The sequence below is a fragment of the Streptomyces erythrochromogenes genome, assembly GCF_040684695.1.
GTDB classification, from domain to species: domain Bacteria; phylum Actinomycetota; class Actinomycetes; order Streptomycetales; family Streptomycetaceae; genus Streptomyces; species Streptomyces erythrochromogenes_C.
Map to the genome: position 1 here is coordinate 216,127 of NZ_JBFBGM010000005.1, position 22,494 is coordinate 238,620.

Here is a 22,494-nt window from a genome sequence, read left to right on the forward strand (position 1 = left end):
CCGGGGTTTGTCCGAATCAGCCGGGGCCCTGCGGGCGGCTGGCCGGTGCGGGTGGGGCCGGTGCCGGGGGCGGGGTGGGGTGCCGTCCGGGACTGCATGATTTATGGCGCCTGAACCGGGCCGGTTGGTACAACCTCCTGCCGCGCCGACAAATCACGTTCTACGTCCCGGACAGCACCCCACCCCGCCCCCGGCACCGGCCGCGCGGCCCCGGCCCCGCATCGCCCCGGGTCGGGGTGACGGGGGTCGGGCCGCGCGGCCCGGCCCCCGTACTGCCGAGCGAACCCGCAGGGTCAGCGGCGGACGCGGAGGGCGCGCGCCAGGTCGTCCAGCTGGTCGACGAGCTTGCGGCGCAGGAGGGGGATGACGTCCGGGTCGGCGAGGCAGGCCCGGCCGGCCTTGAGGTTGGCCTCGTCGACGGCGTGGGCCGGGAAGGCGTAGCGGCCCGCGGCCTCGCCGATTGCGGGGCCGCGTCGGGCTCCGAGGGCGACGGCCTCGGGGTAGTAGCGGGTCACGTACTCCGCTGTGAGGTCGGCCTGTTCGGGCTGCCAGAAGCCCTGGGCGGTGGCGCTGAAGAGGTAGTTGGAGAGGCTGTCGTCGTGGAAGAGGCGGTCCCAGGCGGCTGCCTTGGCCTCGGGGGTGGGGAGGGCCGCGCGGCAGCGGGCGGCGCCTTCCTCGCCGGTGGCGCTGGGGTCGGCGGCCAGGGCGGCGTCGATCTCGGCCTCTCCGACGGCGCCGAGGACGGCGAGGCGGGTGAGGACGCGCCAGCGCAGTTCCGGGTCGAGTGCGGGGCCGCCGGGGACGGTGTCGTCGGCGAGCCAGGCGGCGATGGTGTCGGGCTGGGTGGCGCTGCCGACGAGGGTGCGTACGGCGGTGAGCCGCATGCCGGGTTCGGAGCCGTCCTCGGTGCGGCGGAGCAGGTCGCGGGCGATGGTGGTGAGGGTGGCCAGTGCCTCGGGCCGGTCCTCGGGGGCGACGTAGTGGTCGGCGATCTGGGTGCGGGCGAAGGTGAGGACGCCCTGGACGATGGCGAGGTCGTGTTCCTCGGGCAGGTGCGCGGCGGCGGTGGCCAGGAAGTCCCGCGGGTCGAGTTCGCCGTCGCGGACCATGTCGCGCAGGCAGTTCCAGACGACGGCGCGGGTGAGGGCCTCGGGGATGCCGGAGAGGCCGCGCAGAACCGTTTCGAGGGAGGTCTCGTCGAGGCGGACCTTGGTGTAGGTGAGGTCGGCGTCGTTGAGGAGGAGGAGTGCGGGGCGGGTGCCGCCGGCCGAGATGACCTCGTCGGAGGGGACGTCGAGGTCGAGGAGTTCGCGCAGTTCGAGGATGCGGCCGTCGACGGGGTCGTGGTCGTAGACGCCGACGGCGATGTGGTGGGGGCGGCTGCCGGCGTGGTCGACGGTGAGGGTCCAGCCGTTGGTGCCTTCGGGGTCCTCGATGCGCGGGGTGAGGGTGTCGATCCCGGTGGTGCGCAGCCAGGCGTCGGCCCAGGCGCGGACGTCGCGTTCGGTGTGGGCGGCGAGGGAGTCGATGAAGTCGGCGAGGGAGGCGTTGGCGAACTTGTGGCGGGCGAAGTGGGTGTTGATGCCGGCCAGGAAGTCCTTCTCGCCGAGCCAGGCGACGAGCTGGCGCAGGGCGGAGGCGCCCTTGGCGTAGGAGATGCCGTCGAAGTTGAGGAGGGCGGAGGCGGTGTCGGGTACGTCGTCGGGGGCGGGGGCGACGGGGTGGGTGGAGGGGCGCTGGTCGGCGTCGTAGCCCCAGGGCTTGCGGGTGACGCCGAAGTCGGTCCAGGTGTCGGTGAAGCGGGTGGCTTCGGTGAGGGTCTGGTAGCCCATGTATTCGGCGAAGGACTCGTTGAGCCAGATGTCGTCGAACCAGGCGAGGGTGACGAGGTCGCCGAACCACATGTGGGCCATCTCGTGGGCGATGACCATGGCGCGGGACTGGCGTTCGGTGTCGGTGACGGCGGAGCGGTAGATGAACTCGTCGCGGAAGGTGACGAGGCCGGGGTTCTCCATGGCGCCGGCGTTGAACTCGGGTACGAAGGCCTGGTCGTAGGAGTCGAAGGGGTAGGGCTCGGTGAACTTGACCTGGTAGCGGTCGAAGCAGGCCTTGGTGATGGAGAGGATCTCGTCGGCGTCGGCGTCCATGTACGGCGCGAGGGACTGGCGGCAGTGGATGCCGAAGGGCAGTCCGGCGTGTTCGGTGGTCACGCTGTGCCAGGGGCCTGCGGCGACGGCGGCGAGGTAGGTGGAGATGACGGGGGTGGGCGCGGACTGCCAGATGCCGGCGCCGTCGATGTCGCGGTCCGCGAGGCGGGTGGTGATGCCGTTGGCGAGGACGGTCCAGCCGGCGGGGGCGGTGACGGTGAACTCGAAGACGGCCTTGAGGTCGGGCTGGTCGAAGGCCGGGAAGACCCGCTGGACGTCGTCGAGGAACATCTGGCTGTAGACGTACGTCCGGCCGTCCGCGGGGTCGGTGAAGCGGTGCAGGCCCTCGCCGGTGCGGGAGTAGCGCATGCGGGTGTCGAGGTGGAGCTCGTGGGGGCCCTGGGTGAGGCCGGTGAGCGGCAGCCTGTTGTCTTCGAGGGCGGCCGGGTCGAGGGGGTTGCCGTCGAGGGTGGCCGAGCGCAGGGTCTCCGGCTTCAGCTCCACGAAGGTGTCGCCGCCGGTCCGGGCGGTGAACCGGATGACGGTGGTGGAGTCGAAGGTGTCGTCGTCGCCGGTGAGGTCGAGGGTGACGGCGTAGTGGTGGACGTCGAGGAGCTGGGCTCGGAGCTGCGCTTCGTTGCGCTTGAGTGCGGACATGGGCCCATGCTGCCCCAGGGGGCGGCCGGACCCCGAGCGTCTACTCTTCGCCCGCGGCGATCGTCTCGTGGTGGCGGATGACCTCGGCGATGATGAAGTTGAGGAGCTTCTCGGCGAAGGCGGGGTCGAGCTTGGCGTTCTCGGCGAGCTGGCGGAGCCGGGCGATCTGGCTGGCCTCGCGGCCGGGGTCGGCGGGGGGCAGCTGGTGGCGTGCCTTGAGGTGGCCGACCTGCTGGGTGCACTTGAAGCGTTCGGCGAGCATGTGGACCACGGCCGCGTCGATGTTGTCGATGCTGTCCCGCAGGCGGGCGAGTTCGGCGGTGACGCTCTCGTCGATGCCGTCGGCGGTGCGGCCCTGGCCGTTGCCCGTGCCGTTGTCGAGGTCGCTGATGTTCATGGTTCCCGAGCTTACGTGGCGCGGGCGCGCAGGTCGCGGGGGCAGTCGGCCTGTGAGACGGCGGGCCGGGAGGTGGGTGGCTCACAGGGGCAGGACCGCGGTGACGACCCAGCCGCCTTCGGGGCTGGGGCCCGCGGTGAGGTGGCCGCCGAGGGCTTCGGCGCGTTCGGTCATGCCGGCGAGGCCGTAGCCGCCGCCGCGGGCCTTTTCGGAGAGGCGGGCGGGGTGGCCCCCGTCGTCGGCGACGCGGACTTCCAGGCCGGCGGGGACGGTGCGCAGGGTGACGCGGACGGCGGTGGCGGTGGCGGCGTGCTTGGCGGTGTTGGTGAGGGCTTCGAGGACGATGCGGTGGGCGGTGGCCGCGACGTGGGCGGGGAGTCGGTCCTGGAGCCCGTTCTCGATGGACAGGACGACGGGCGGGCCGGTTCTGGAGAAGCGTTCGGTGAGGGTGCGGAGGTCGGCGAGGCCTGCGACGGGGGTGGTGGCGGTGGTGGCGGGTGGGGAGCCGTTGCCGCTGTCGCTGTCGCTGTCGCGGAGGATCTTGACGAGGCTGCGCATGGAGCCGAGGGCTTCGTCGCCGGCGGTCTCGATGCGGCCGAAGGTCTCGGCGGCGCGTTCGGCGGAGACATGGGTGAAGCGGGCGGCGCGGGCCTCGACGACGATGCCGGTGACGTGGTGGGCGACGAGGTCGTGGAGTTCGCGGGCGAGTTCGAGGCGCTCGACGGTGCGGACGGCGCGCAGGTCGAGTACGCGCTGGGTGGCCTGGAGGCGCAGCAGGATCGAGTAGGCGCCGACGACCACGGCGAGCACCGAGAAGAGGAGGGTGAAGCGGCCGGGGTCGGTGTCCCGGGCGGGTACGGCCATGCAGCCGAGGCCGAGGACGGGGCCGAGGACGGCGGCGGTGCGGGCGGGGGCGTGGAGGACGACCTGGGAGAGGAGGACGAGGAGGGCGACGGCCTCGCCGGCACCCCAGACGACGAGGGGGTGGTGGCCGAGGACCAGCAGGAGGCTGACGGTCCAGGAGACGGCGGCGGCGAACCAGGCTCGGGTGAGGAGGGGGACGGCCGGCCAGGGTACGGCGCTGAGGCAGACGAGGACGCCGGAGGTCCACAGCGCTGCGTGGGGCAGGCTGGGGCGGCGGGCCAGGACGACGCCCTCGAAGGTGACGAGGGCGAGGAGGGCCAGGGCGAGGAAGAGGCGGAACCAGGGTGCGGCGTGCGGGTGGCCGCGCACCCAGCCGCCGAGGGGACTCACGAGCGGCTCCCGGCTGCGCCGATGCCCGCGGGGGTACGCCCCCACCCCGGGATACCGGTCCCCGGGCACAGGCCCCGGCCCCGGCCCCGCGGGGTACGCCCGGGCTGCGGCTCGGCGGCGGCGCCGGGGCGCCCCGGGGCTCCGTGCCTCGCGCTCCCCCGGCGGGAGCGGGTTCGCTGCCCGGCGGCGCGCGGCGCGAGGGGCTGGTGCTGCCCGGCCGGAACGGCGCTGCGGGGCTGGTGCTGCCCGGCCGGAACGGCGCCGCGGGGCCGCGGGGCATCGGGTCGTGCGGGGGTGTCGGGCGGGGGGAGTCGGTGCGTCACGTCGTCGTGGCGGCCAGGCCGCTTTCCCAGGCCCATGCGGCGATCTCGACGCGGTTGCGGGCGTCGAGCTTGGCCTGGACGTTGGCCAGGTGGGTCTTGACGGTGGAGAGGGAGACGTAGAGCTCGCCGGCGATCTCGGCGTTGGTCATCCCGCGGGCGAGGCAGCGTACGACGTCCCGTTCGCGTTCCGTGAGCGGTTCGGCGGGGCGGCGGGCCCGGGCGGGCGGGGTCTTCGGGGCCAGCTCGCGCAGCAGCCGCACGGTGATGGCGGGCGAGACGAGGGCGTCGCCGGCGGCTGCCGCCCGTACGGCCTCAACCAGCATGGCCGGGCTCGCGTCCTTGAGGAGGAAGCCGGACGCTCCGCCGTGGAGCGCCGCGTGGACGTACTCGTCGAGGTCGAAGGTGGTGACGATGACGATGCGGGGCCGGTCGCTGCCGGACAGCCGCCGGGTGACTTCGAGGCCGTCGAGCCCGGGCATGCGGATGTCGAGGAGGAGGACGTCGGGCCGGTGCTCGGCGACCGCGGCGAGGGCGGCTTCTCCGTCGACGACGTCGGCGAGGACCTCGATGTCGGGCTGGCTCTCGAGGATCATCCGGAAGCCGGTCCTGACCATTTCCTGGTCGTCCGCGATGACCACGCTGATCGCCATGCGCCACCTGCCCCACTGTCGCCCGCTGCCACCGGTTGCCTCCCATGGGACCGGTGGGTGCGTCGGCCCGCAACCGCACGGCGGGCCGCCGGGAGGGTGTCGCGAGGCGCGGGCTGCGGTGCTGCGGCCTTGCGGTACGTCGGTCCACGCTACGGGGGCGGGAGCGGGTGCGCCTCGCCCTTCCGGCCGGTTCGTACCCGGCCGGAAGGACGAGGCGCTGCGTGGGCCGTGGGGGCTACAGGGTCGCCGCGGCGCTCTTGATCTGGGCGGCGAAGGTGGAGACCTCGGTGTAGACGCCCGGGTAGTCGGGGCGGGCGCAGCCGATGCCCCAGCTGACGATGCCGACCTGGATCCAGGCTCCGGCGTTGTCGCGGCGGAACATGGGGCCGCCGGAGTCGCCCTGGCAGGTGTCGACGCCGCCCTGGTTCAGGAGGCCGGCGCAGATCTCCTCGCCGGGGACGAGGTCGCTGTAGGCGGCGCCGCAGGCGGCGTCGGAGACGAAGGGGACGGTGGCCTTCATGAGGTAGCGCTGCTGGCCGCCGCCCTCGCGGGTGGCGCCCCAGCCGGCGACGGTGAAGGTGCCGTTGTCGTAGGCCTTGGTCTCGGCGATCTTGAGGGTGGGCAGGTTGATGGGCTTGGCGAGCTTGATCAGGGCCCAGTCCTTGCCGGTGCCGTTGTAGCCGGGGGCCCGCAGGACCTTGGTGGACTTGACCTTGATGGCGCTGGAGCTGTTGAGGTCGACGACTCCGGCGGTGGCGGTGATGGAGGTGTTGTTGCCGGAGCCGCTGACGCAGTGGGCGGCGGTGAGGACGATCTGCTGGGTGTAGAGGGCGCCGCCGCAGCCCATGGAGAGGCGCACCATGAAGGGGAATTCTCCCTGGGCGGCTCGGGTGCCGCCTACGACGGGTGCCGGGCCGGCGGAGGCGGTGCCGGGCTGGAGGCTGACGGCTGCGAGGGCTACGGCGCCGACGGCGAGGGTGCGCTTCATGAATCGCACGAGGCTGGACACAGTCAACACACTGCCTTTCGTGGGGGGTTGGGCCGTGCGTGTCATCGGGGATGAATGACGGGTCCATGACACATCAGGAGGATGGCGGCCAACAAGAAGGCAGTTTCGGCCAACTCCCGTCAGGGCGACAGGGATTGCTGTAAGGAGGGCCCGATGGAGGAGAACGGCGGGCCGGGCTCGGTCATCGAGCACGGTTTTCCGCACCTGGCGGTCGTGCGCGCCTCGATCACCGCGCTCTTCCGCCGCATGTCCGGCGACGGGATCCGCGCCCACGCCGCGAGCTTCTCCCCCGCCGACGCCGCCTTCGACGCCTCCGAGGACCTGTACCTGGGGGCGCAGCGGGTGGCCTCGGCGATGGTGCGCGCGCTGCGGCTGCCGGACGCGCGCATGGTGGTCGCCTTCCGCCCGATGCAGGAGGCCGCCGCCGTGGAACTGGACGCGGGGCCGGAGTACTTCGTCGAGGTCAACGACCGCTTCCGCACCCACCGGCGGGACCTGGCGGCCGCGCTGGCGCACGAGGCCACCCACGTGCTGCTGCACCGGCTGGAACTCGCCTTCCCCGATCCGGCGGAGAACGAGATCCTCACCGACACCGCCGCCGCGTACCTGGGGGTGGGCTGGCTGCTCCTGGACGCCTACCGGGAGGACGCCCTCACCCACCAGAGGTTCGGCTACCTGACGCCGGAGGAGTTCGGCTACGTCCTCGCCAAGCGGGCCGCGCTGCTGGGCGAGGACCCGTCCCCGTGGTTCACCAGCCCGCAGGCGTACGAGGCCTACGTGCGCGGGAGCGCACTGGCGGCCCGGGACCACCGCCGGGCACCGCTCGCCGCCGCCGGCCCGGCGGCCCGGCGGCGGTACGCGAAGGCGCGGCGCACCGGGACCACCCCGGCCGACGGGTCGGCGTACCGCTTCGAGCGCGACGCCACGGGCGCCGGCGCCGGACTGCGGGTCGACTTCCCCTGCCCGGTGTGCGGGCAGCGGCTGCGGGTCCCCGCGCGCGGACGACTGCGGGCGCGGTGCGGCCTGTGCCGCACGGTGCTGGAGTGCGACACGTAGTCCCGGACGTCCCGGCGGCCCCGGCCCGCGCGCACATGGCTTGATCATTCACCGGTCGGTCGCGAAAAGTTTCCTACCGGCCAGTAGACATGGGTGCGGTTCTCGCCAACTCTGGTCACGTCCATGTCAATTCATGACCGAGGAGCACCCCACATGCGCCTGCCCCGCCGCACCCGAACGCCCCGTACCGCCGCCGCCGGCCTCGCCGCAGCGGCCGCCGTCCTGACGCTCGTTCCGGCCACCGCGGCCGAGGCGGCCCCCGCCGCCGCGCCCGCGCCCGTCTCCGCCCCGGCGAACGCCTCCGCGCCGGGCGGGAACGCGGCGATCCTCGGCATCGACTACGCCGCCTGGCAGCGGGAGGTGGCCGCCATCGTCGACGCGGCCCGTCCGGCCATCGAGCAGCGCATCGCGAACTCGCCCGCCGGCGAGAAGCCGGCCCTCGTCCTCGACATCGACAACACCTCGCTGGAGACGGACTTCCACTGGTTCTGGACCTACCCGACGCCCGCCATCGCCAAGGTCCGCGCCCTGACGCAGTACGCGCACGCGCGCGGCGTGGCGGTCTTCTTCGTCACGGCCCGGCCCGGCATCATCCACTCGCTCACCGAGTACAACCTCAAGGCCGTCGGCTACCCCGTCTCGGGACTCTACGTCCGCGACCTGCCCGATCTCTTCGAGGAGGTCAGCGCCTACAAGACGGGCAAGCGCGCGGAGATCGAGGCGCGCGGCTACACGATCATCGCCAACATCGGCAACAGCCCGACCGACCTGGTCGGCGGCCACGCCGAACGCACCGTCAAGCTCCCGGACTACGGCGGCAAGCTCTCCTGACGCGCGAAGGGGAACCGCCCGGTTCCCCTTCACACCCGGCCCTCGCCCGGCCCTCGCGCGACCCTCGCGCAGCCCTCGCACGCCCCCCGCACGGACCGTCGCGCACACCACGCGGACCATCGCGCACAACATGATGGCCCGACTGCGGTTCAGCGGGTGGACCCAGCGGGTAGTCATACCTCAACGCACCGACGAAGACTCGGGCCCGACCCCTCGCCAGGGGGCCGGGCCCGCTTCCGTTTCCGGCCTCCGCGGGCGGGCCCCGCCGGGCCGCCGGCGTCGCAGGCCAGGCCGCCGAGCCGTCCCCTGCCGTTAACTCCATGGTCCAAAGCCCATTTCGATTGCGTTAAAGGCGATCGACAGGCCCCTGACCTGGGTTTCCACCGTTACTAAACTCTGTTAAGTTTTCTTCTGCCGATAACTCCTGAGGAGGGGGACATGGCCACAACTCTGGGCCCAGCCAGGCCCGTACCCCGATCCGCATCCGCGCCGCCGGACGATCTCCGGTCCGTGATGCGGCTGTTCCCGACGGGCGTCACCGTCCTGTCGTCCGGTCGGGGCGAGCACGCGGCGGCGATGACCGCGAACTCGTTCGTCTCGATCTCGCTCGACCCGCCCCGCGTCCTGGTCTCCGTCATGAAGTCGTCCCGCACCTACCCGGCGATCGACTCCGGCGGGGAGTTCCAGGTCCACCTGCTCTCCGACCGCCAGGGCGACGTGGCGCGGCTGTTCGCCTCCCGCGACAAGCCCTTCGGGCGGGAGCTGGAAGGGCACTTCGCCGCCGACGGCGAGACCTCCCACCCGTACCTGCCCGGCGCCCTGGCCTCGCTCGGCTGCCGGATCGAGGAGCGGTTCCCCGGCGGGGACCACACGCTCTTCCTCGCCCGCGTGGAACACGTGCGGCCCGGCGAGGACACCGGCGGCGCGCTGCTGTTCCACCGGGGCCGGCTGACACCCGCTCCCGCGGCCGCGCAGTGAGCCCCGGCCCGGGCCCCGCGACCGAACGGGCCGTACCGGCCGAACCATCGGTACCGGCCGTACGGGCCGTACGCGGGGCCGTCACGGTGGCCGAGGACACTCCGCAGCAGATCGCGGCCGCCACCCGCCGGCTCGTCGGCGAACTCCTCGTCCGCAACGGACTGGACCGCGACGCCGTCATCAGCCTGATGTTCACCTGCAGCCCGGACCTCACCAGCGACACCCCGGCCCTCGCGCTGCGCGAGGAGGGCTGGGAGGTGCCCGTGCTGTGCGCGGCCGACACCGCCTGGTCCGGGGCGCCCGCCCGCACCGTCCGCGTCCTGGCCCACGTCACCTCGTGCGGCCCGCTCGCACCCGTCTACCTCGGCGACTCCGCGCCCACCCGTCCCGCGCAGTCCCCGGCGTAGCCCGTACCCACCGGTTGTCCACCTCACCGACCACCCACATCACGATCGAGGTCGAGACATGCAAGACCCGTCCCTGTACCCGGATCTCAAGGCCGTCCTGGAAGAACTCCGGGAAGCCTTCGGCGCGGAGCGCGTGCGGCACGACGCCACGGCTCCGCTCCCCCCGGCCCCCAACGTCTCCGCCTTCGCGGCCCGCGACACCCGCGCCGTGCTGCGGCCCGGCTCCGTCGCCGACGTACGCGCCCTCGTCGGCGCCTTCCACCACGCCAAGGCCTCGGGCGGCGAACTCCCGGGCCTCCAGGCCGTCTCCACCGGCCGCAACTGGGGGCTGGGCTCCAAGGAGCCCGCCGCCGGTCCCGTCGTACGCGTCGAACTGGACGGCCTCGACGCCCTGCGCGAGCTGGACACCGGGGCCGGCTACGCCGTCGTCGAGCCGGGCGTCACCCAGAAGGAGCTCTCCGAACTCCTCGCCGGCACCCGCAGGATGCTGAACGTCACCGCGTCCTCCGGCCACACCAGCGTCCTGGGCAACACCGTCGACCGCGGTGTGGGGCTGCGCCACCAGCGCACCGAGGACCTGCTCGGCCTGGAGGTCGTGCTGCCCGACGGCTCCCTCGCGCACGTCGGCTGGTGGCCCGGCGACACCGCGCACGGCAAGGGCGACGCCTTCAACCCGCTCGGTCTCGGCCCCAGCCTGCTGCACCTGTTCACGCAGTCCGACCTCGGGATCGTCACCGCCGCCGTGGTCCGGCTGCTGCCGCGCCCGGAGCGCCAGAGCACCGTCCGGGCCCGCTTCCGCCGCGAGGCGCTGGCCGAGGCGGTCGACGCGCTGCGCACGTGGAAGGCGAACGGCCTGGTCTCCGGTGTGATCAAGGTGTACGACACCGCGTCGACCGCGACCTACGGCGGCGGGGACACCGGCGGCGGCTACGTCGCCCACCTGAGCGTGGAGGGCACCGACCGCTCGGCCGTTGCCCTCCAGGAGGCCCTGCTGGCCGAGATGGCCGGGACGGGGCTGTTCACCTCCGACGGTCCCGGCGAGGAGCGGCCTCCCGCCGACGACGACGTCGTCGCCCACGTGGTGGACGCCGCCTACCGCGGTTCGGTCGCGCACAACGAGCGCATGCTCGCCGCCGCCACCGGCGCCACCGCCGACCGGGTGGACGCCGACGGCAACGGCTGGCTGTTCTTCCTGCCGTTCCTGCCCTTCGACGGCGCCTCGGTGGTGCGGGCCCTGGACATCCTGGACCGCATCCACCTCGCCACCGGCATCCGGCCCGGCTCCACGGTCAACGCCCTGGACGCCGACGTCATCGACCTCGTCGTGTCCTTCCCCTTCGACCGGGCCACGCAGGCCGAGGCCGCCCACAGCGCCCTCGACCTCGCCCACACCTGGTTCGCCGAGGCCGGCCTGCGCCCCTACCGCCTCGACTCCGGGCACGCCCGCTCCGTCGCGGGGGGCGCCGCCGCCGAGGCCGCCCTCCAGCGCGCCCTGCGCACCGCCGTCGACCCCCTCGGGGTCATGGCCGCCGGACGCTACGCGTGAGCGCCGCCGCCCCGTCCCACCCGACCCGCACCCCTGATGAGAACGTGATGACGACGACGCCGTACGTACCCGACACCGCCGAGGCGATCCTGGACCGCGCCCGCGAGCTCGTACCGGTCCTGCGGGAGAACTCCGCACGCATCGAGGCCGAGCGGCGGCTGCCCGAGGACGTCGTGGAGCTGCTCCGCGGCGCCGGGGTGTTCCGTGCCGCCATGCCCAAGACGTGGGGCGGTCCGGAGCTGACCTCGATGCAGCAGGCCGAACTCCTGGAGATCCTCTCCGCCGGCGACGTCTCCGTCGGCTGGTGCGCGATGATCGGCATGGACTCCGGCATCTACTCCGGCTACCTCGACGACGAGGTGGCCCGCAGGATGTGGCCGACCCTCGACCTGGCCAACTCCGGCTGGATCTACCCGCAGGGCAGGGCCGTCCGGGTCCCCGGCGGCTTCCGCGTCACCGGCCGGTGGAAGTTCGGCTCCGGCTCCTCGCACTGCGACTGGCTCGGCGCCGGCGTGCACGTCTTCGACGAGGACGGCCGGCCGGAGGCCGACCCGGTCACGGGCGCCCCGCGGCACTGGCGGGTGATGATCGCCCGGCCCGGCGCGTACGCGTTCCACGACACCTGGCACACCACCGGCCTGGCCGGCTCCGGCTCGCAGGACTACTCCTGCACCGACCTGTTCGTGCCCGAGGAGCGGTCCTTCTCCTTCTCCGACCCCCGGCGCACCGGCCCGCTGCACGCCACCCCGGACGCCATCCTGCGCAAGATGCCCGGCATCCCGCTCGGCATGGCACGCGCCGCGCTGGACCACGTACGGGAACTGGCCGCGCAGCGCACCGACCGCGAGACCGGCACCCCGTGGCGGGACGACTACCGGATCCAGTCGACGATCGCCCGCCTGGAGGGCGAGCTGATCGCCGCGCGCGCCGGGGTGTTCAGCACGCTCCAGGTGCAGTGGGACGCGCTCTCCTCGGGCGACGCGCTCAGCGACGACGCCCGGGTGGCCACCGCGATCGCCCGGCGCCACGCCTTCCGGACGGCCCGGTCCATCGTCCACGAGCTCTTCGACCTCGTCGGCGGGTCGTCCGTCTACAAGCCGAACCCGCTGGACCGCTGGCTGCGCGACGCCAACACGATGTGCCAGCACGCCGTCGCGCAGGACTCGGTCCTGCAGCTGACCGGGAACGTCCTGCTGGGCGGCACGTCCACCTCCCCCTTCTTCTAGAGACACAAGCGAGAGAAGCGTCCAACCGTCATGGATTCCATACGTGTTGTGCTGTTCACCGAAGTCAACTCCAAACTCGGATCACCGTTCCTGAGCATCCTGCACGGCCACCCGAACGTGGAACTGGCCGCCGTGGTCACCTCTCCGCCCGGGAAGCTGTGCTCGTACTTCACCGACGACGAGGAGGCCGTCGACGTCGCCGACCAGGCGCGCGCCCTGGGCGTGCGGGTCCTGCGCCCGCGCTCGGTCAACGACCCCGACGCCGTGGAGGCCCTGGCCGCCCTGGAGGCCGACCACTTCCTCGTCGGCAACTTCCAGCAGCTGCTGAAGGCCCCGCTGCTGGACCTGCCGCGGCGCACCGCCGTCAACTTCCACCCCTCGCCGCTGCCCGAGTTCGCCGGGCTCGCGCCGTTCTACTGGATGGTCCGCGAGGGCGCCTCGGCCGGCGCGGTGTCCGCGATCGAGATGGGCCGCAAGCTCGACGACGGCGACCTGCTGATGCAGCACCACATCCCGCTCTCGGGCCGCGAGACCGGCCTGGAGCTGCGCACCATGCAGGAGCGGGCCAACGTCCTGATGCTCCTCGACCTGATCCCGCACCTGGTGGAGGACACCCTGGAGCGCACGCCCCAGGACGCGTCCCGCCGCTCCTACTACGGGCGGCCGCGGGACGAGCACTACCGGCTGGACTTCTCCCTGCCGGCCGCCGTCGTGGAACGCCACGTCCGGGCCGCGTACCGCAGCCCCGGGGCCTGGTTCACCGCGCCCGGCGGGCAGCGCATCCGGCTGCTGTCGGCGGCGTACGGCGAGGAGGAGCGCCCGGCGCTCGGCGAACGGCCGCCCGGCACGCTGGTGCGCGACGGCGGCGGGCTGTACGTGGCCTGTGCGGACGGCGACTGGCTGCGGCTGGTCACGGTGGAATGCGGTGGACGCGAGGTGGCCGTGGACGACCCGGCCCTCGCGCTCCTCGGCGAAGCGACGACGGTGGGGTGAGCGATGTCCTTGTTCGAAGCGACACAGCAGGCCGAGGTGCCGACGCAGGTGCGGCGGGTGCTGCACGTGCCGGCCGGCGGCGGGAAGGCCACCTGGCTGTCCGGTGACGTCTACAGCGTGAAGGCGGGCGCGGCGGAGACCGGTGGGTCGATCGCCGTGCTGGAGGCCTCCGTCCCGCCCGGTGGCGGTCCTCCCCCGCACCGGCACGCCGACGAGGACGAGGCGTTCTACGTCCTGGACGGCCGGTTGACCATCCGGGTCGGCGAGAACACCTACGAGGCGGGCACCGGTGACTTCGTGTTCGTGCCGCGCGACACGGCGCACCAGTTCCACAACCACTCGCTGCACCACGCGAAGCTGCTGCTCATCTTCACTCCGGGGGGTGTGGAGAACTTCTTCCTGGAGGCCGGTACGGAGCCCGTCGCGGGCGTGCCGGTGCCGGTGGAGGACCCGCCGGGGGTGGCCGAGGTGGGGGCGCGCCACGGTGTGATTCCGGCCAGTTTCGACTGAGCGCGGACTGCCGAACCGCCTTTCTGAAACGACCGGTTGGAAATGGGGTAGCCTCGTGCCCATGGCCAGGCCCAAGGAGTTCGACCCGCAGACCGCCCTGGTGGCGGCGATGGAACTCTTCCGCCGCCAGGGGTACGAGGCCACCTCGATCCAGGACCTGGTGGACGCGCTGGGCATCAACCGCTCCAGCATGTACTCCGCCTACGGCTCCAAGCACGACCTCTACCTCAAGGCGCTGGACCTGTACTGCGCCGTCGAGGCGGACCGGGCCCGGGAGAACCTCACCGGGTCCGACGCCGGCCCCGCCCTGCCGGTCCTGCGGGCCTTCCTCCTCTCGTACGTCGACTCCGCGCTGGCCGACCCGCTGCGCGGCGGGTGCATGGTCACGCACGGCGTGCTGGAGCGGCTGCCGGGGGACGAGAAGGCGGCCGAGCGGCTCGGCGGCGCGCTGGGCTCGCTGGAGGAGGCCTTCGCCTACCTCCTGCTGCGGGCCCGGACCGCCGGCGAGCTGGCGCCCGGTACCGACGTACGGTCCACCGCCCGCTTCCTCGTCACCCTCACCCAGGGGCTGCGCGTGATGGAGCGGACGGCGGACCGGGACTACCTGGCCCAGGTCGTCGACCAGGCCCTGGCGGGCCTGTCCCGCACCGCCTGACCGCCACCCGACCACCACCTGACGTCCGCCTGACGCCCACCTGACCGAAGCCCAATTGGCCTGCTCCGCACCTGGGTTGAGCCTGCCCGCATTCTGGAACGATCGTTTATATACCGAAAGGTTGTGTCGGCCGTGCCCAAGGCCGTGTACGTCCTCGCCCTCGGCATCTTCGCCATGGTCACCAGCGAATTCGTGGTGGCCGGCCTGATGCCCCAGATCTCCGAGGGACTCGGGGCCACCATCCCCCAAGTCGGCTACCTCATCACGGCGTTCGCCGTCGCGATGGCCCTCGGCGGGCCGTTCCTGGCCACCGCCGTGCTGAAGCTCCCGCACAAGAGCGCCCTGATGGTCCTCTTCGCCGTCTTCCTCGGCGGCAACGTCCTGGCCGCCCTGTCCACCGACTACGTGACGATGGCCGTCGGCCGCGTCATCACCGGTGTCGCCTCCTCCGCCTTCTTCGGCGTGTCGCTCTCGGTCGTCGCCGAGATCACCAAGCCAGAGATGCGCGGCAAGGCGATCGGCGCCGCCATGAACGGCCTGATGCTCGGCACCCTGCTCGGCCTGCCCATCTCCACCTTCGTGGGCGGTCAGCTGGGCTGGCGGGCCGCGTTCTGGGCGATCTCCGCCCTGACCGTCGTCGCCGCCGTGGCCACGGTCTTCGGCGTGCCGTCGGTGACCGGCGCCGAGGCTGGGGGCGGCCCCTCCGTCAAGGAGGAGATGCGCGCCTTCAAGAACCCACGGCTGTGGCTGGTGTTCTCCACCTCCACGCTGATCATCGGCGCCACCTTCTCCGCGTTCAGCTACTTCACCCCGATCCTCACCGAGCTCACGGGCTTCAGCGAGGGCGCGGTGCCCTGGCTCCTGGTGGCCTACGGGGCCGCGACCGTCGTCGGCAACAACATCGTGGGCCGCTTCGCCGACAAGCACACCATCGTGACCCAGCTCGTCGGGCTCGGCCTCAACATGGTCTTCCTCGCCGGCTTCGCCCTCTTCGCCGAGGTCACCGCGCCCGCGCTGATCTTCATGATGGGCATCGGCCTGGTCGGCGTCACGATGAACCCCTGCATGATCACCCGGGTCCAGCGCACCGCGAACGCCCGCCCGCTGGTCAACACCGTGCACTCGTCCTTCATCACTCTCGGCATCGTCATCGGCTCCTGGCTCGGCGGTGTCGGCATCAACGCCTACGGCCTGCGGGCCCCGCTCGTCCTGGGCGTGGTCATGGCCTTCCTCGGCCTGTTCACCCTCCTCCCGGACCTGCGGCGCACGAAGGGCGGCACCGGCGGCTCCGCCGGTGCCGCCCCCGAGCGGCAGCCCGCCGCGGCCTGAGTCCGGCACCCTTCCGGACCACCCGACTCCACCCGACTCCCGCACACAGAAAAGGAATCATTGTGACGACCACTCTCCACGGCGTGGCCCTGGTGACCGGCGGCTCCCGCGGCATCGGCGCCGAGATCGCCCGTACGCTCGCCGCCCACGGCGCCGACGTAGCGATCACCTACCGCTCGAACAAGGAACAGGCCGAGGAGGTCGCCGGCCAGGTACGGGCGCTGGGCCGGCGCGCCGTGACCGTCGAGGCGGACGCCGCCGACGCGGAGGCCGTGACCGCGGCCGTGGACCGCGTCGTACGCGAACTGGGCCCGGTGCGGATCCTCGTCAACAACGCCGGGTACGCGGACATGACCTGCCCGCCGCTCGACGAGGTCCCGCTCGCCACCCTCGACCGGACCCTGGACATCAACGTCCGCGGCGCCTTCCTCACCGCCCAGGCCGTCTCCCGGTCCATGCCCGACGGCGGCCGCATCGTCAACATCGGCTCCTGCCTCGCCACGCAGGTGCCCGCCCCGGGCTTCACCCCGTACGCCATGTCGAAGGCGGCCGTCCACGGCCTGACCGTGGGTCTCGCCCGCGACCTGGGCGAGCGCGCCATCACCGTCAACCAGGTGGCGCCGGGCTCGATCGACACCGACATGAACCCGGCCGACGGCCCGTCCGCCGACTTCCAGCGCGGCCTCAACATCTTCGGGCGCTACGGCCGCGCCGAGGAGATCGCGAGCGCGGTCCTCTACCTGGCGAGCGACGAGGCCTCGTTCGTCACGGGCACCACCCTGACCGTCGACGGCGGCGCCAACGCCTGACGGCGCGCCGCCCCCGCGACGCCGGGTCCCGGAGACGCATCGAGCCCCCTGCTCCGCTCCGGGGCCCGGCCCCCTCCCCCACCACCACACAGTCCCCCCACCACGTAACGCACTCGCGCCACGCAAGGGAACCTGTCATGCCGCATCTGGACCGCCGCGGATTCCTCGCCGCCTCCGCCGTCGCCGCCGCCGGCGCGGGGATGGCCGGCCCGCTCACCGCCACCGACGCCGCCGCCGCTCCGGCACGCGGCCCGGCCGGCACACCCGGCCCGGCCGGCCCGAAGATCCTGCCGGCCGACCCCCGCTACCCGTCCCTGCAGACGGGGATCAACCGGCGCCACGTGGCCCGCCCCGAGTACGTCAAGATGATCCGCTCGGCCCGCGACGCCGAGGACGCGCTGCGCGAGGCGATCCGGGGGCGCAAGCGGATCTCCGTCCGCTCCGGCGGCCACTGCCTCGCCGACTTCACCTGCAACCCCGAGGTCGAGGTCCTCCTCGACTTCTCCGAGATGACCGCGGTCGGCTACGACGAGCGGCGCCGCGCCTTCCACGTCGAGCCCGGCGCCCACCTGATGGCCGTCTACGAGGCCCTCTACAAGGGGTGGGGGGTGACCCTGCCGGGCGGCGTCTGCCATTCCGTCGGCGCCGGCGGCCACATCAGCGGCGGCGGCTACGGCCTGCTCTCCCGCGACTTCGGCCTGGTCGTCGACCACCTGTACGCCGTCGAGGTGGTCGTCCCCGGCTCCGGCGGCCGCCCCCGCACGGTCGTCGCCACCCGCGAGCCCGGCGACCCGCACCGCGAGCTGTGGTGGGCCCACACCGGTGGCGGCGGAGGCAACTTCGGCCTCGTCACCCGCTACTGGTTCCGCACGCCCGGCACCGAACACGCCGCTCCGGAGCGCCAGTTGCCCGCCCCGCCGGCCCGGCTGCACGCCTCGGCCATCGACCTGCCGTGGGCCGGCCTCACCGAGGAGCGCTTCGTCCGGCTGCTGAAGAACTACGGCGACTGGCACGAGCACCACTCCGGCCCCGACTCGCCGGGCCGGCACCTGTCCACCCTCTTCAACGCCAACGCCCGCAGCTTCGGCTCCCTGACCCACTACGCGCAGTCCTCCTCCCGCGAGAGCCTCGACGGCTACCTCGCCGCCCTGCTGCGCGGCACCGGCCTGACCCCGCGCGCCGTGGAGCGCCCCAGCGGTGAACTGGCCGCCATGCCGAACCTCCTCACGCCCCGCGAACTGCCCTGGCTGGACGCCGCCCGGATGGTCGGCTCGCCCAACCCGGTGTGGGCCAACCCGCTGGCCCGCGTCGGCCTGAAGTCCGCCTACCACCGCCGGAACTTCACCGACCACCAGCTGAAGGCCGCGTACCGGCACCTGTCGCGGACGGACAACCCCGACACCTCGATGGTCCTGCTCTCCTTCGGCGGCGCCATCAACGCCCACCGGGAGCAGGACACGGCGGCCGCCCAGCGCGACTCCGTCTTCAAGGTCCTCTACCAGGTGATCTGGTCGGACGCGAAGGACGACGCGAAGGAGACGGCCCGGCTGCGGGCCTTCTACGCCGACGTCCACGCCGAGACCCGCGGCGTCCCGGTCACCGGCGGGGTGACCGACGGCTGCTACATCAACTACCCCGACACCGACCTGGCGGACCCGGCGGTCAACACCTCCGGCGTCCCCTGGCACGAGCTGTTCTACAAGGGCAACTACGAGCGGCTGCGGGCGGTCAAGCGCGCCTACGACCCGCACGACGTCCTGCGGCACAAGCTCTCGGTCGCGCCGTGACGGACGGCGGCGGGCAGACGTTCCGCGGACGCCACCTGACCATGATGGCCATGGGCGGCGCGGTCGGCACCGGACTCTTCGTCGGCTCGGCCGAGACCGTCCGCGCGGCCGGTCCGGCCGCCCTGGTCAGCTACGCGCTGGCGGGGCTGCTGGTGCTGCTGGTCATGCGGATGCTCGGCGAGATGGTCGCGGCCCGGCCGATGGCGGGCTCCTTCGCCGACTACGCCCGGCTCGCCTTCGGCGACTGGGCGGGCTTCACGGTCGGCTGGCTCTACTGGTACGCCTTCGTCGCGATCGTGGCCATCGAGGCGATCGCGGGCGGCCAGATCGTGCACGGGTGGCTGCCGCAGGTCCCGGCGTGGACGTGCAGCCTGGTGCTGCTGGGGGCGCTGACCGCGGTGAACCTGCGCTCCAGCCGGTCCTTCGGGACCGCGGAGTTCTGGTTCGCGGTCGTCAAGATCGGGGCGATCCTCGCGTTCCTGGTCCTGGGCGGCGCGTACCTGCTGGGCGGCGGGCCGTCCGGTCCGGCGCTGGGGAACCTCACGGCGCACGGGGGGTTCGCCCCGCACGGGTTCGGCGCGGTCCTCACCGCCACCGTCGGTGTCGTCTTCGCCTTCGGCGGGACGGAGATCGTGGCGGTCGCGGCCGCCGAGTGCCCCGATCCGGGCCGGGCCGTCGCGCGGGCCACCCGTCAGATCGTCTGGCGGATCCTGGTGTTCTTCCTCGGGTCGGTGCTGCTGGTGGTCGCGATCGTGCCCTGGCCGGAGATCTCCGGCGGACAGAGCCCGTACGTGACGGCGCTGGACCGGATCGGCGTGCCCTTCGCGGCGTCGGCGATGAGCGCGGTGATCCTGACCGCGCTGATGTCCGTACTGGGCTCGACGCTGTACGCCTCCTCGCGCATGCTGCACACGCTGGCCGGGCACGGGGACGCGCCGGGGTGGGCGGCCGCGCCGCGGCGGGCGGTGCTGCTCGGCACCGTGGTGGGCTGCGGGGCGGTCGTGGCGCAGGCGGTGAGCCCGGGGCGGACCTTCCCCTTCCTGCTCAACTCGACCGGTGCGGTGCTGGTCATCATGTATCTGGGGATCGCCCTCTCGCAGTTCGTGCTGCGGATCCGCACCGAGCGCGCCGAGCCCGAGAGGCTGACCTTCCGGATGTGGGGGTTCCCGTACCTGACGCTGCTGGTGGTGCTGGCGCTGTCGGCGGTGCTGTGCTCCATGCTGTTCTCCGCGCAGACGCGGCCCCAACTGCTGATGAGCCTGGGCAGTCTGGGGGTGGTGCTGGTGGCGTGCGTCCTGACGCGCGGCCGGCGGAGGAGGACCGGCGAGTTGCGGTTCGTCAACACGGTAAGGTAAGTAAACGGTGTTTGTACGGGGGGTGCGACACTCTCGCCCTGTCCCTGAGGAGGAGCCCCCCATGCAGACCCTGTCCCGCCGCGAACGCCTTCGGATCGAGACCACCGCGCAGATCAAGGAGGTCGCGCTCGGCCTGCTCGCCGCCGGTGACGTCGCGGGGATCACCCTGCGCGGCATCGCGCGCGAGATGGGCATGACGGCGGCGGCCCTGTACGGCTACTTCGACACCCGGGACGACCTCCTCGCCACGCTGGCCGCGGACACCTACAACCGGCTGGCCGACCAGCAGGAGGCGGCCCGGGACGCGCTGCCCGAGGACGCGACCGCGGCCCGGCTGCTCGCGGTCGCGGGCACCTTCCGCGAGTGGGCCCGCACCCACCCGGCGGAGTTCCGCCTGACCTACGGGGACAGCTCCCCGGGTTACGCCCCGACGGCCGACATCGTGGTGGCGGCCGCCCGCCGATGTTGCATGATCCTCCTCGGTCTCGTGGACGCCGCCTGGCCGCAGGCGCCCGAGCAGCTCAAGCGGGCCGAGGCGGAGTGGGCCGACTTCGTCCCCTCCCTGGCCGCGCTCGCCCGCGAGTGCTTCCCCCACCTCCCGCCGCAGGCGCTGCTGGCGTCGCTGCGCGTGTGGGGCCGGATGTACGGCCCCGTCGCGCTGGAGGTCTACCGCCAGTTCGGCCCGGACGCGAACCCGCGGGTGCTGTTCCAGGCGGAGATGGACTCGGCCCTGGAGATGCTGGGCCTGGAGAAGCCGTCCGCGGACACGGCCGGGGCCGTGTCCGCGAAGTAACGCCGGGCCGGCCTGCGCCGATCGGCCGGTCTCACCCCTGGGCCGGCCTCAGCCCTCGGCCGGTCTCACCCCTGGGCCGGGCCGGATCCGTAGGCCGGGAGCGGGGGTTCGGCCGCGGCGAGGAGTTTGAGCGCGGTCTCGCCGGCCTCCGCGGGGGTGCGCCGGGCTCCGCGGTCCGCGGTGGGGCCCGGCCGCCAGCCCTCCATGACCGTGATCCGGCCGCCCTCGGTCTCGAAGACCCGGCCGGTGACCCCGGCCGAGGCGTCCGCGCCGAGCCAGACCACGAGCGGTGACACGTTCTCGGGGGCCATCGCGTCGAAGCCGCCGTCCTCGGGGGCGGCCATGGTCTGCGCGAAGGTCCGTTCCGTCATGCGGGTCCGCGCGGCCGGGGCGATCGCGTTGACCTGGACCCCGTACCGGCCCATCTCGGCGGCCGCGACCAGCGTGAGGCCGAGGATGCCCGCCTTGGCGGCGCTGTAGTTGCCCTGGCCGACGGAGCCCAGCAGCCCTGCCCCGGAGGAGGTGTTGACGACGCGGGCGGCCACCGGGCGGCCCGCCTTCGCCTCGGCCCGCCACCACGCGGCGGCGGCCCGCAGCGGCAGGAAGTGCCCCTTCAGGTGGACCTGCATGACGGCGTCCCAGTCGTCCTCACCCAGGTTCACCAGCATCCGGTCCCGCAGGAATCCGGCGTTGTTGACGAGGGTGTCGAGGCGCCCGAAGGCGTCGAGGGCCGCCTCCACCAGGGAGTCCGCTCCCTGCGGGGTCGCGATGTCCCCGCCGTGCGCGACCGCCTCGCCACCGAGCTGCTCGATCTCCCGGACCACCTGCGCCGCCGGGCCGTCCGGCCCGGGCAGCCCGTCCAGGCCCACGCCCAGGTCGTTGACGACGACCTTCGCCCCCTCGGCGGCGAAGGCCAGCGCGTGGGCCCGGCCCAGCCCCCGCCCCGCGCCCGTCACGATCACGACCCGGCCCTCGCACAGTCCCGCCATCTCAGCTCTCCTTGTTGACAGTTGCCGCATCCAGGAACGCCGGGCGCTCCCCGCCACCGTGCAGCAGCAGGCTGGCCCCGCTCACGTACCGCGCCCGGTCGGAGGCGAGGAAGACCGCCGCGTCCCCCACGTCGGCCGGCTCGGCGAGCCGTCCCAGCGGGACGGTCGCCCCGACGGCTTCGATCCCGGCCTCGTCCCCGTAGTGCAGGTGCGCGAGTTCGGTCCGCACCATGCCGAGGACCAGGGTGTTCACCCGTACCTCGGGTGCCCACTCGACGGCCATCGAGCGGGCCAGGTTCTCCAGGCCCGCCTTGGCCGCCCCGTACGCCGCCGTCCCCGGCGAGGGGCGGGTCCCGCTGACGCTGCCGATCATCACCACCGAGCCCCGGGTCCGCGCGAGCCAGGGGCGGGCCGCGAGTGAGGCCGTCATCGGGGCGACCAGGTTGAGCTCGACGACCCGTGCGTGGCGCTCGGCGTCGCCCTCCCCGAGGAGCCGGTACGGGGTCCCGCCGGCGTTGTTGACCAGGCAGTCCAGTCGCCCGTACCGGTCGGCGACCGCGTCGAGGAACTCCCGTACGGCGCCCGGGTCGCGCAGGTCGAGCGGGGTGAAGGACGCCTCGCGGCCGCCCGCCGCCACCGGTTGGTCCGGGGGCCGCCGGGCGCAGACGGCGACCTCCGCGCCGGCCGCGAGGAAGGATCGGGCGATCCCGGCCCCGACGCCCCTGGTTCCACCGGTGACGACGACAACCCTCCCGTCGAGCTCCATCGGCTGCTACCTTCCTCACCTAACAAA

Annotated in this window: 21 protein-coding genes; 14 read left to right on the forward strand and 7 right to left on the reverse strand. The window is 73.2% G+C overall.

Annotated features, from left to right (window positions below):
- Nucleotides 1–293 precede the first annotated feature (293 nt).
- From pepN to AB0O53_RS11430, 5 genes are all read right to left on the reverse strand, one after another.
- A complete protein-coding gene (gene pepN, locus AB0O53_RS11410) occupies nucleotides 294–2,804 on the reverse strand; it encodes an aminopeptidase N (protein WP_365194708.1) in 2,511 nt (836 codons plus the stop codon).
- A 40-nt stretch (nucleotides 2,805–2,844) separates the two neighbouring features.
- Entirely contained in the window at nucleotides 2,845–3,201 is a 357-nt protein-coding gene (locus AB0O53_RS11415) for a chorismate mutase (RefSeq protein ID WP_365194711.1), read from the reverse strand.
- A gap of 81 nt (nucleotides 3,202–3,282) precedes the next feature.
- A complete protein-coding gene (locus tag AB0O53_RS11420; protein WP_350996116.1) occupies nucleotides 3,283–4,455 on the reverse strand; it encodes a sensor histidine kinase in 1,173 nt (390 codons plus the stop codon).
- 319 nt (nucleotides 4,456–4,774) lie between these two features.
- Entirely contained in the window at nucleotides 4,775–5,428 is a 654-nt protein-coding gene (locus AB0O53_RS11425) for a response regulator (protein ID WP_350996119.1), read from the reverse strand.
- 235 nt (nucleotides 5,429–5,663) lie between these two features.
- On the reverse strand, nucleotides 5,664–6,416 hold the full coding sequence (locus AB0O53_RS11430; protein ID WP_240803803.1) for a S1 family peptidase: 753 nt from the start codon (nucleotides 6,414–6,416) through the stop codon (nucleotides 5,664–5,666).
- 174 nt (nucleotides 6,417–6,590) lie between these two features.
- Between AB0O53_RS11430 and AB0O53_RS11435 the strand changes: the two genes are divergently transcribed.
- The 14 genes from AB0O53_RS11435 to AB0O53_RS11500 all read left to right on the forward strand — a co-directional run bounded on the left by AB0O53_RS11435 (nucleotide 6,591) and on the right by AB0O53_RS11500 (nucleotide 20,712).
- Nucleotides 6,591–7,493 carry a hypothetical protein gene (locus AB0O53_RS11435; protein WP_350996123.1) on the forward strand — a complete coding sequence of 301 codons (903 nt, stop codon included), beginning with the start codon at nucleotides 6,591–6,593 and terminating at the stop codon, nucleotides 7,491–7,493.
- 153 nt (nucleotides 7,494–7,646) lie between these two features.
- The gene (locus tag AB0O53_RS11440) at nucleotides 7,647–8,324 is read left to right on the forward strand and encodes an HAD family acid phosphatase (protein ID WP_365194715.1); all 678 of its coding nucleotides are present in this window, start codon (nucleotides 7,647–7,649) and stop codon (nucleotides 8,322–8,324) included.
- A gap of 513 nt (nucleotides 8,325–8,837) precedes the next feature.
- Nucleotides 8,838–9,302 (forward strand): flavin reductase family protein, encoded by a 465-nt coding sequence (locus tag AB0O53_RS11445; protein WP_350996532.1) that lies wholly within the window; start codon nucleotides 8,838–8,840, stop codon nucleotides 9,300–9,302.
- Nucleotides 9,299–9,709, forward strand: a complete 411-nt coding sequence (locus AB0O53_RS11450; RefSeq protein ID WP_365194717.1) for a chorismate mutase — start codon at nucleotides 9,299–9,301, stop codon at nucleotides 9,707–9,709. The genes AB0O53_RS11445 and AB0O53_RS11450 overlap by 4 nt, the downstream gene beginning before the upstream one ends.
- A 58-nt stretch (nucleotides 9,710–9,767) precedes the next feature.
- On the forward strand, nucleotides 9,768–11,255 hold the full coding sequence (locus AB0O53_RS11455) for an FAD-binding oxidoreductase (RefSeq protein WP_350996132.1): 1,488 nt from the start codon (nucleotides 9,768–9,770) through the stop codon (nucleotides 11,253–11,255).
- 47 nt (nucleotides 11,256–11,302) lie between these two features.
- Nucleotides 11,303–12,481 carry an acyl-CoA dehydrogenase family protein gene (locus AB0O53_RS11460; protein WP_350996135.1) on the forward strand — a complete coding sequence of 393 codons (1,179 nt, stop codon included), beginning with the start codon at nucleotides 11,303–11,305 and terminating at the stop codon, nucleotides 12,479–12,481.
- A gap of 30 nt (nucleotides 12,482–12,511) precedes the next feature.
- The gene (locus tag AB0O53_RS11465) at nucleotides 12,512–13,474 is read left to right on the forward strand and encodes a methionyl-tRNA formyltransferase (RefSeq protein WP_350996138.1); all 963 of its coding nucleotides are present in this window, start codon (nucleotides 12,512–12,514) and stop codon (nucleotides 13,472–13,474) included.
- Between the two features lie 3 nt (nucleotides 13,475–13,477).
- A complete protein-coding gene (locus tag AB0O53_RS11470) occupies nucleotides 13,478–13,984 on the forward strand; it encodes a cupin domain-containing protein (protein ID WP_365194721.1) in 507 nt (168 codons plus the stop codon).
- A 61-nt stretch (nucleotides 13,985–14,045) separates the two neighbouring features.
- Nucleotides 14,046–14,639: a TetR/AcrR family transcriptional regulator gene (locus AB0O53_RS11475; protein WP_365194724.1), complete on the forward strand. Its 594-nt coding sequence runs from the start codon at nucleotides 14,046–14,048 to the stop codon at nucleotides 14,637–14,639.
- 132 nt (nucleotides 14,640–14,771) lie between these two features.
- On the forward strand, nucleotides 14,772–15,968 hold the full coding sequence (locus tag AB0O53_RS11480; protein ID WP_350996146.1) for an MFS transporter: 1,197 nt from the start codon (nucleotides 14,772–14,774) through the stop codon (nucleotides 15,966–15,968).
- Between the two features lie 62 nt (nucleotides 15,969–16,030).
- Nucleotides 16,031–16,777 carry an SDR family NAD(P)-dependent oxidoreductase gene (locus AB0O53_RS11485; RefSeq protein WP_350996149.1) on the forward strand — a complete coding sequence of 249 codons (747 nt, stop codon included), beginning with the start codon at nucleotides 16,031–16,033 and terminating at the stop codon, nucleotides 16,775–16,777.
- A 137-nt stretch (nucleotides 16,778–16,914) separates the two neighbouring features.
- The gene (locus AB0O53_RS11490) at nucleotides 16,915–18,564 is read left to right on the forward strand and encodes an FAD-binding oxidoreductase (protein WP_365194729.1); all 1,650 of its coding nucleotides are present in this window, start codon (nucleotides 16,915–16,917) and stop codon (nucleotides 18,562–18,564) included.
- The gene (locus AB0O53_RS11495) at nucleotides 18,561–19,919 is read left to right on the forward strand and encodes an amino acid permease (RefSeq protein WP_365194732.1); all 1,359 of its coding nucleotides are present in this window, start codon (nucleotides 18,561–18,563) and stop codon (nucleotides 19,917–19,919) included. Before AB0O53_RS11490 ends, AB0O53_RS11495 begins: the two co-directional genes overlap by 4 nt.
- A 61-nt stretch (nucleotides 19,920–19,980) precedes the next feature.
- Nucleotides 19,981–20,712 carry a TetR/AcrR family transcriptional regulator gene (locus AB0O53_RS11500; RefSeq protein WP_350996155.1) on the forward strand — a complete coding sequence of 244 codons (732 nt, stop codon included), beginning with the start codon at nucleotides 19,981–19,983 and terminating at the stop codon, nucleotides 20,710–20,712.
- A 65-nt stretch (nucleotides 20,713–20,777) separates the two neighbouring features.
- On the opposite strand, the gene AB0O53_RS11505 is transcribed toward AB0O53_RS11500, so the two are convergent.
- Entirely contained in the window at nucleotides 20,778–21,701 is a 924-nt protein-coding gene (locus AB0O53_RS11505; RefSeq protein WP_365194735.1) for an SDR family oxidoreductase, read from the reverse strand.
- A gap of 1 nt (nucleotide 21,702) precedes the next feature.
- On the reverse strand, nucleotides 21,703–22,467 hold the full coding sequence (locus AB0O53_RS11510) for an SDR family oxidoreductase (RefSeq protein ID WP_350996161.1): 765 nt from the start codon (nucleotides 22,465–22,467) through the stop codon (nucleotides 21,703–21,705).
- Nucleotides 22,468–22,494 lie beyond the last annotated feature (27 nt).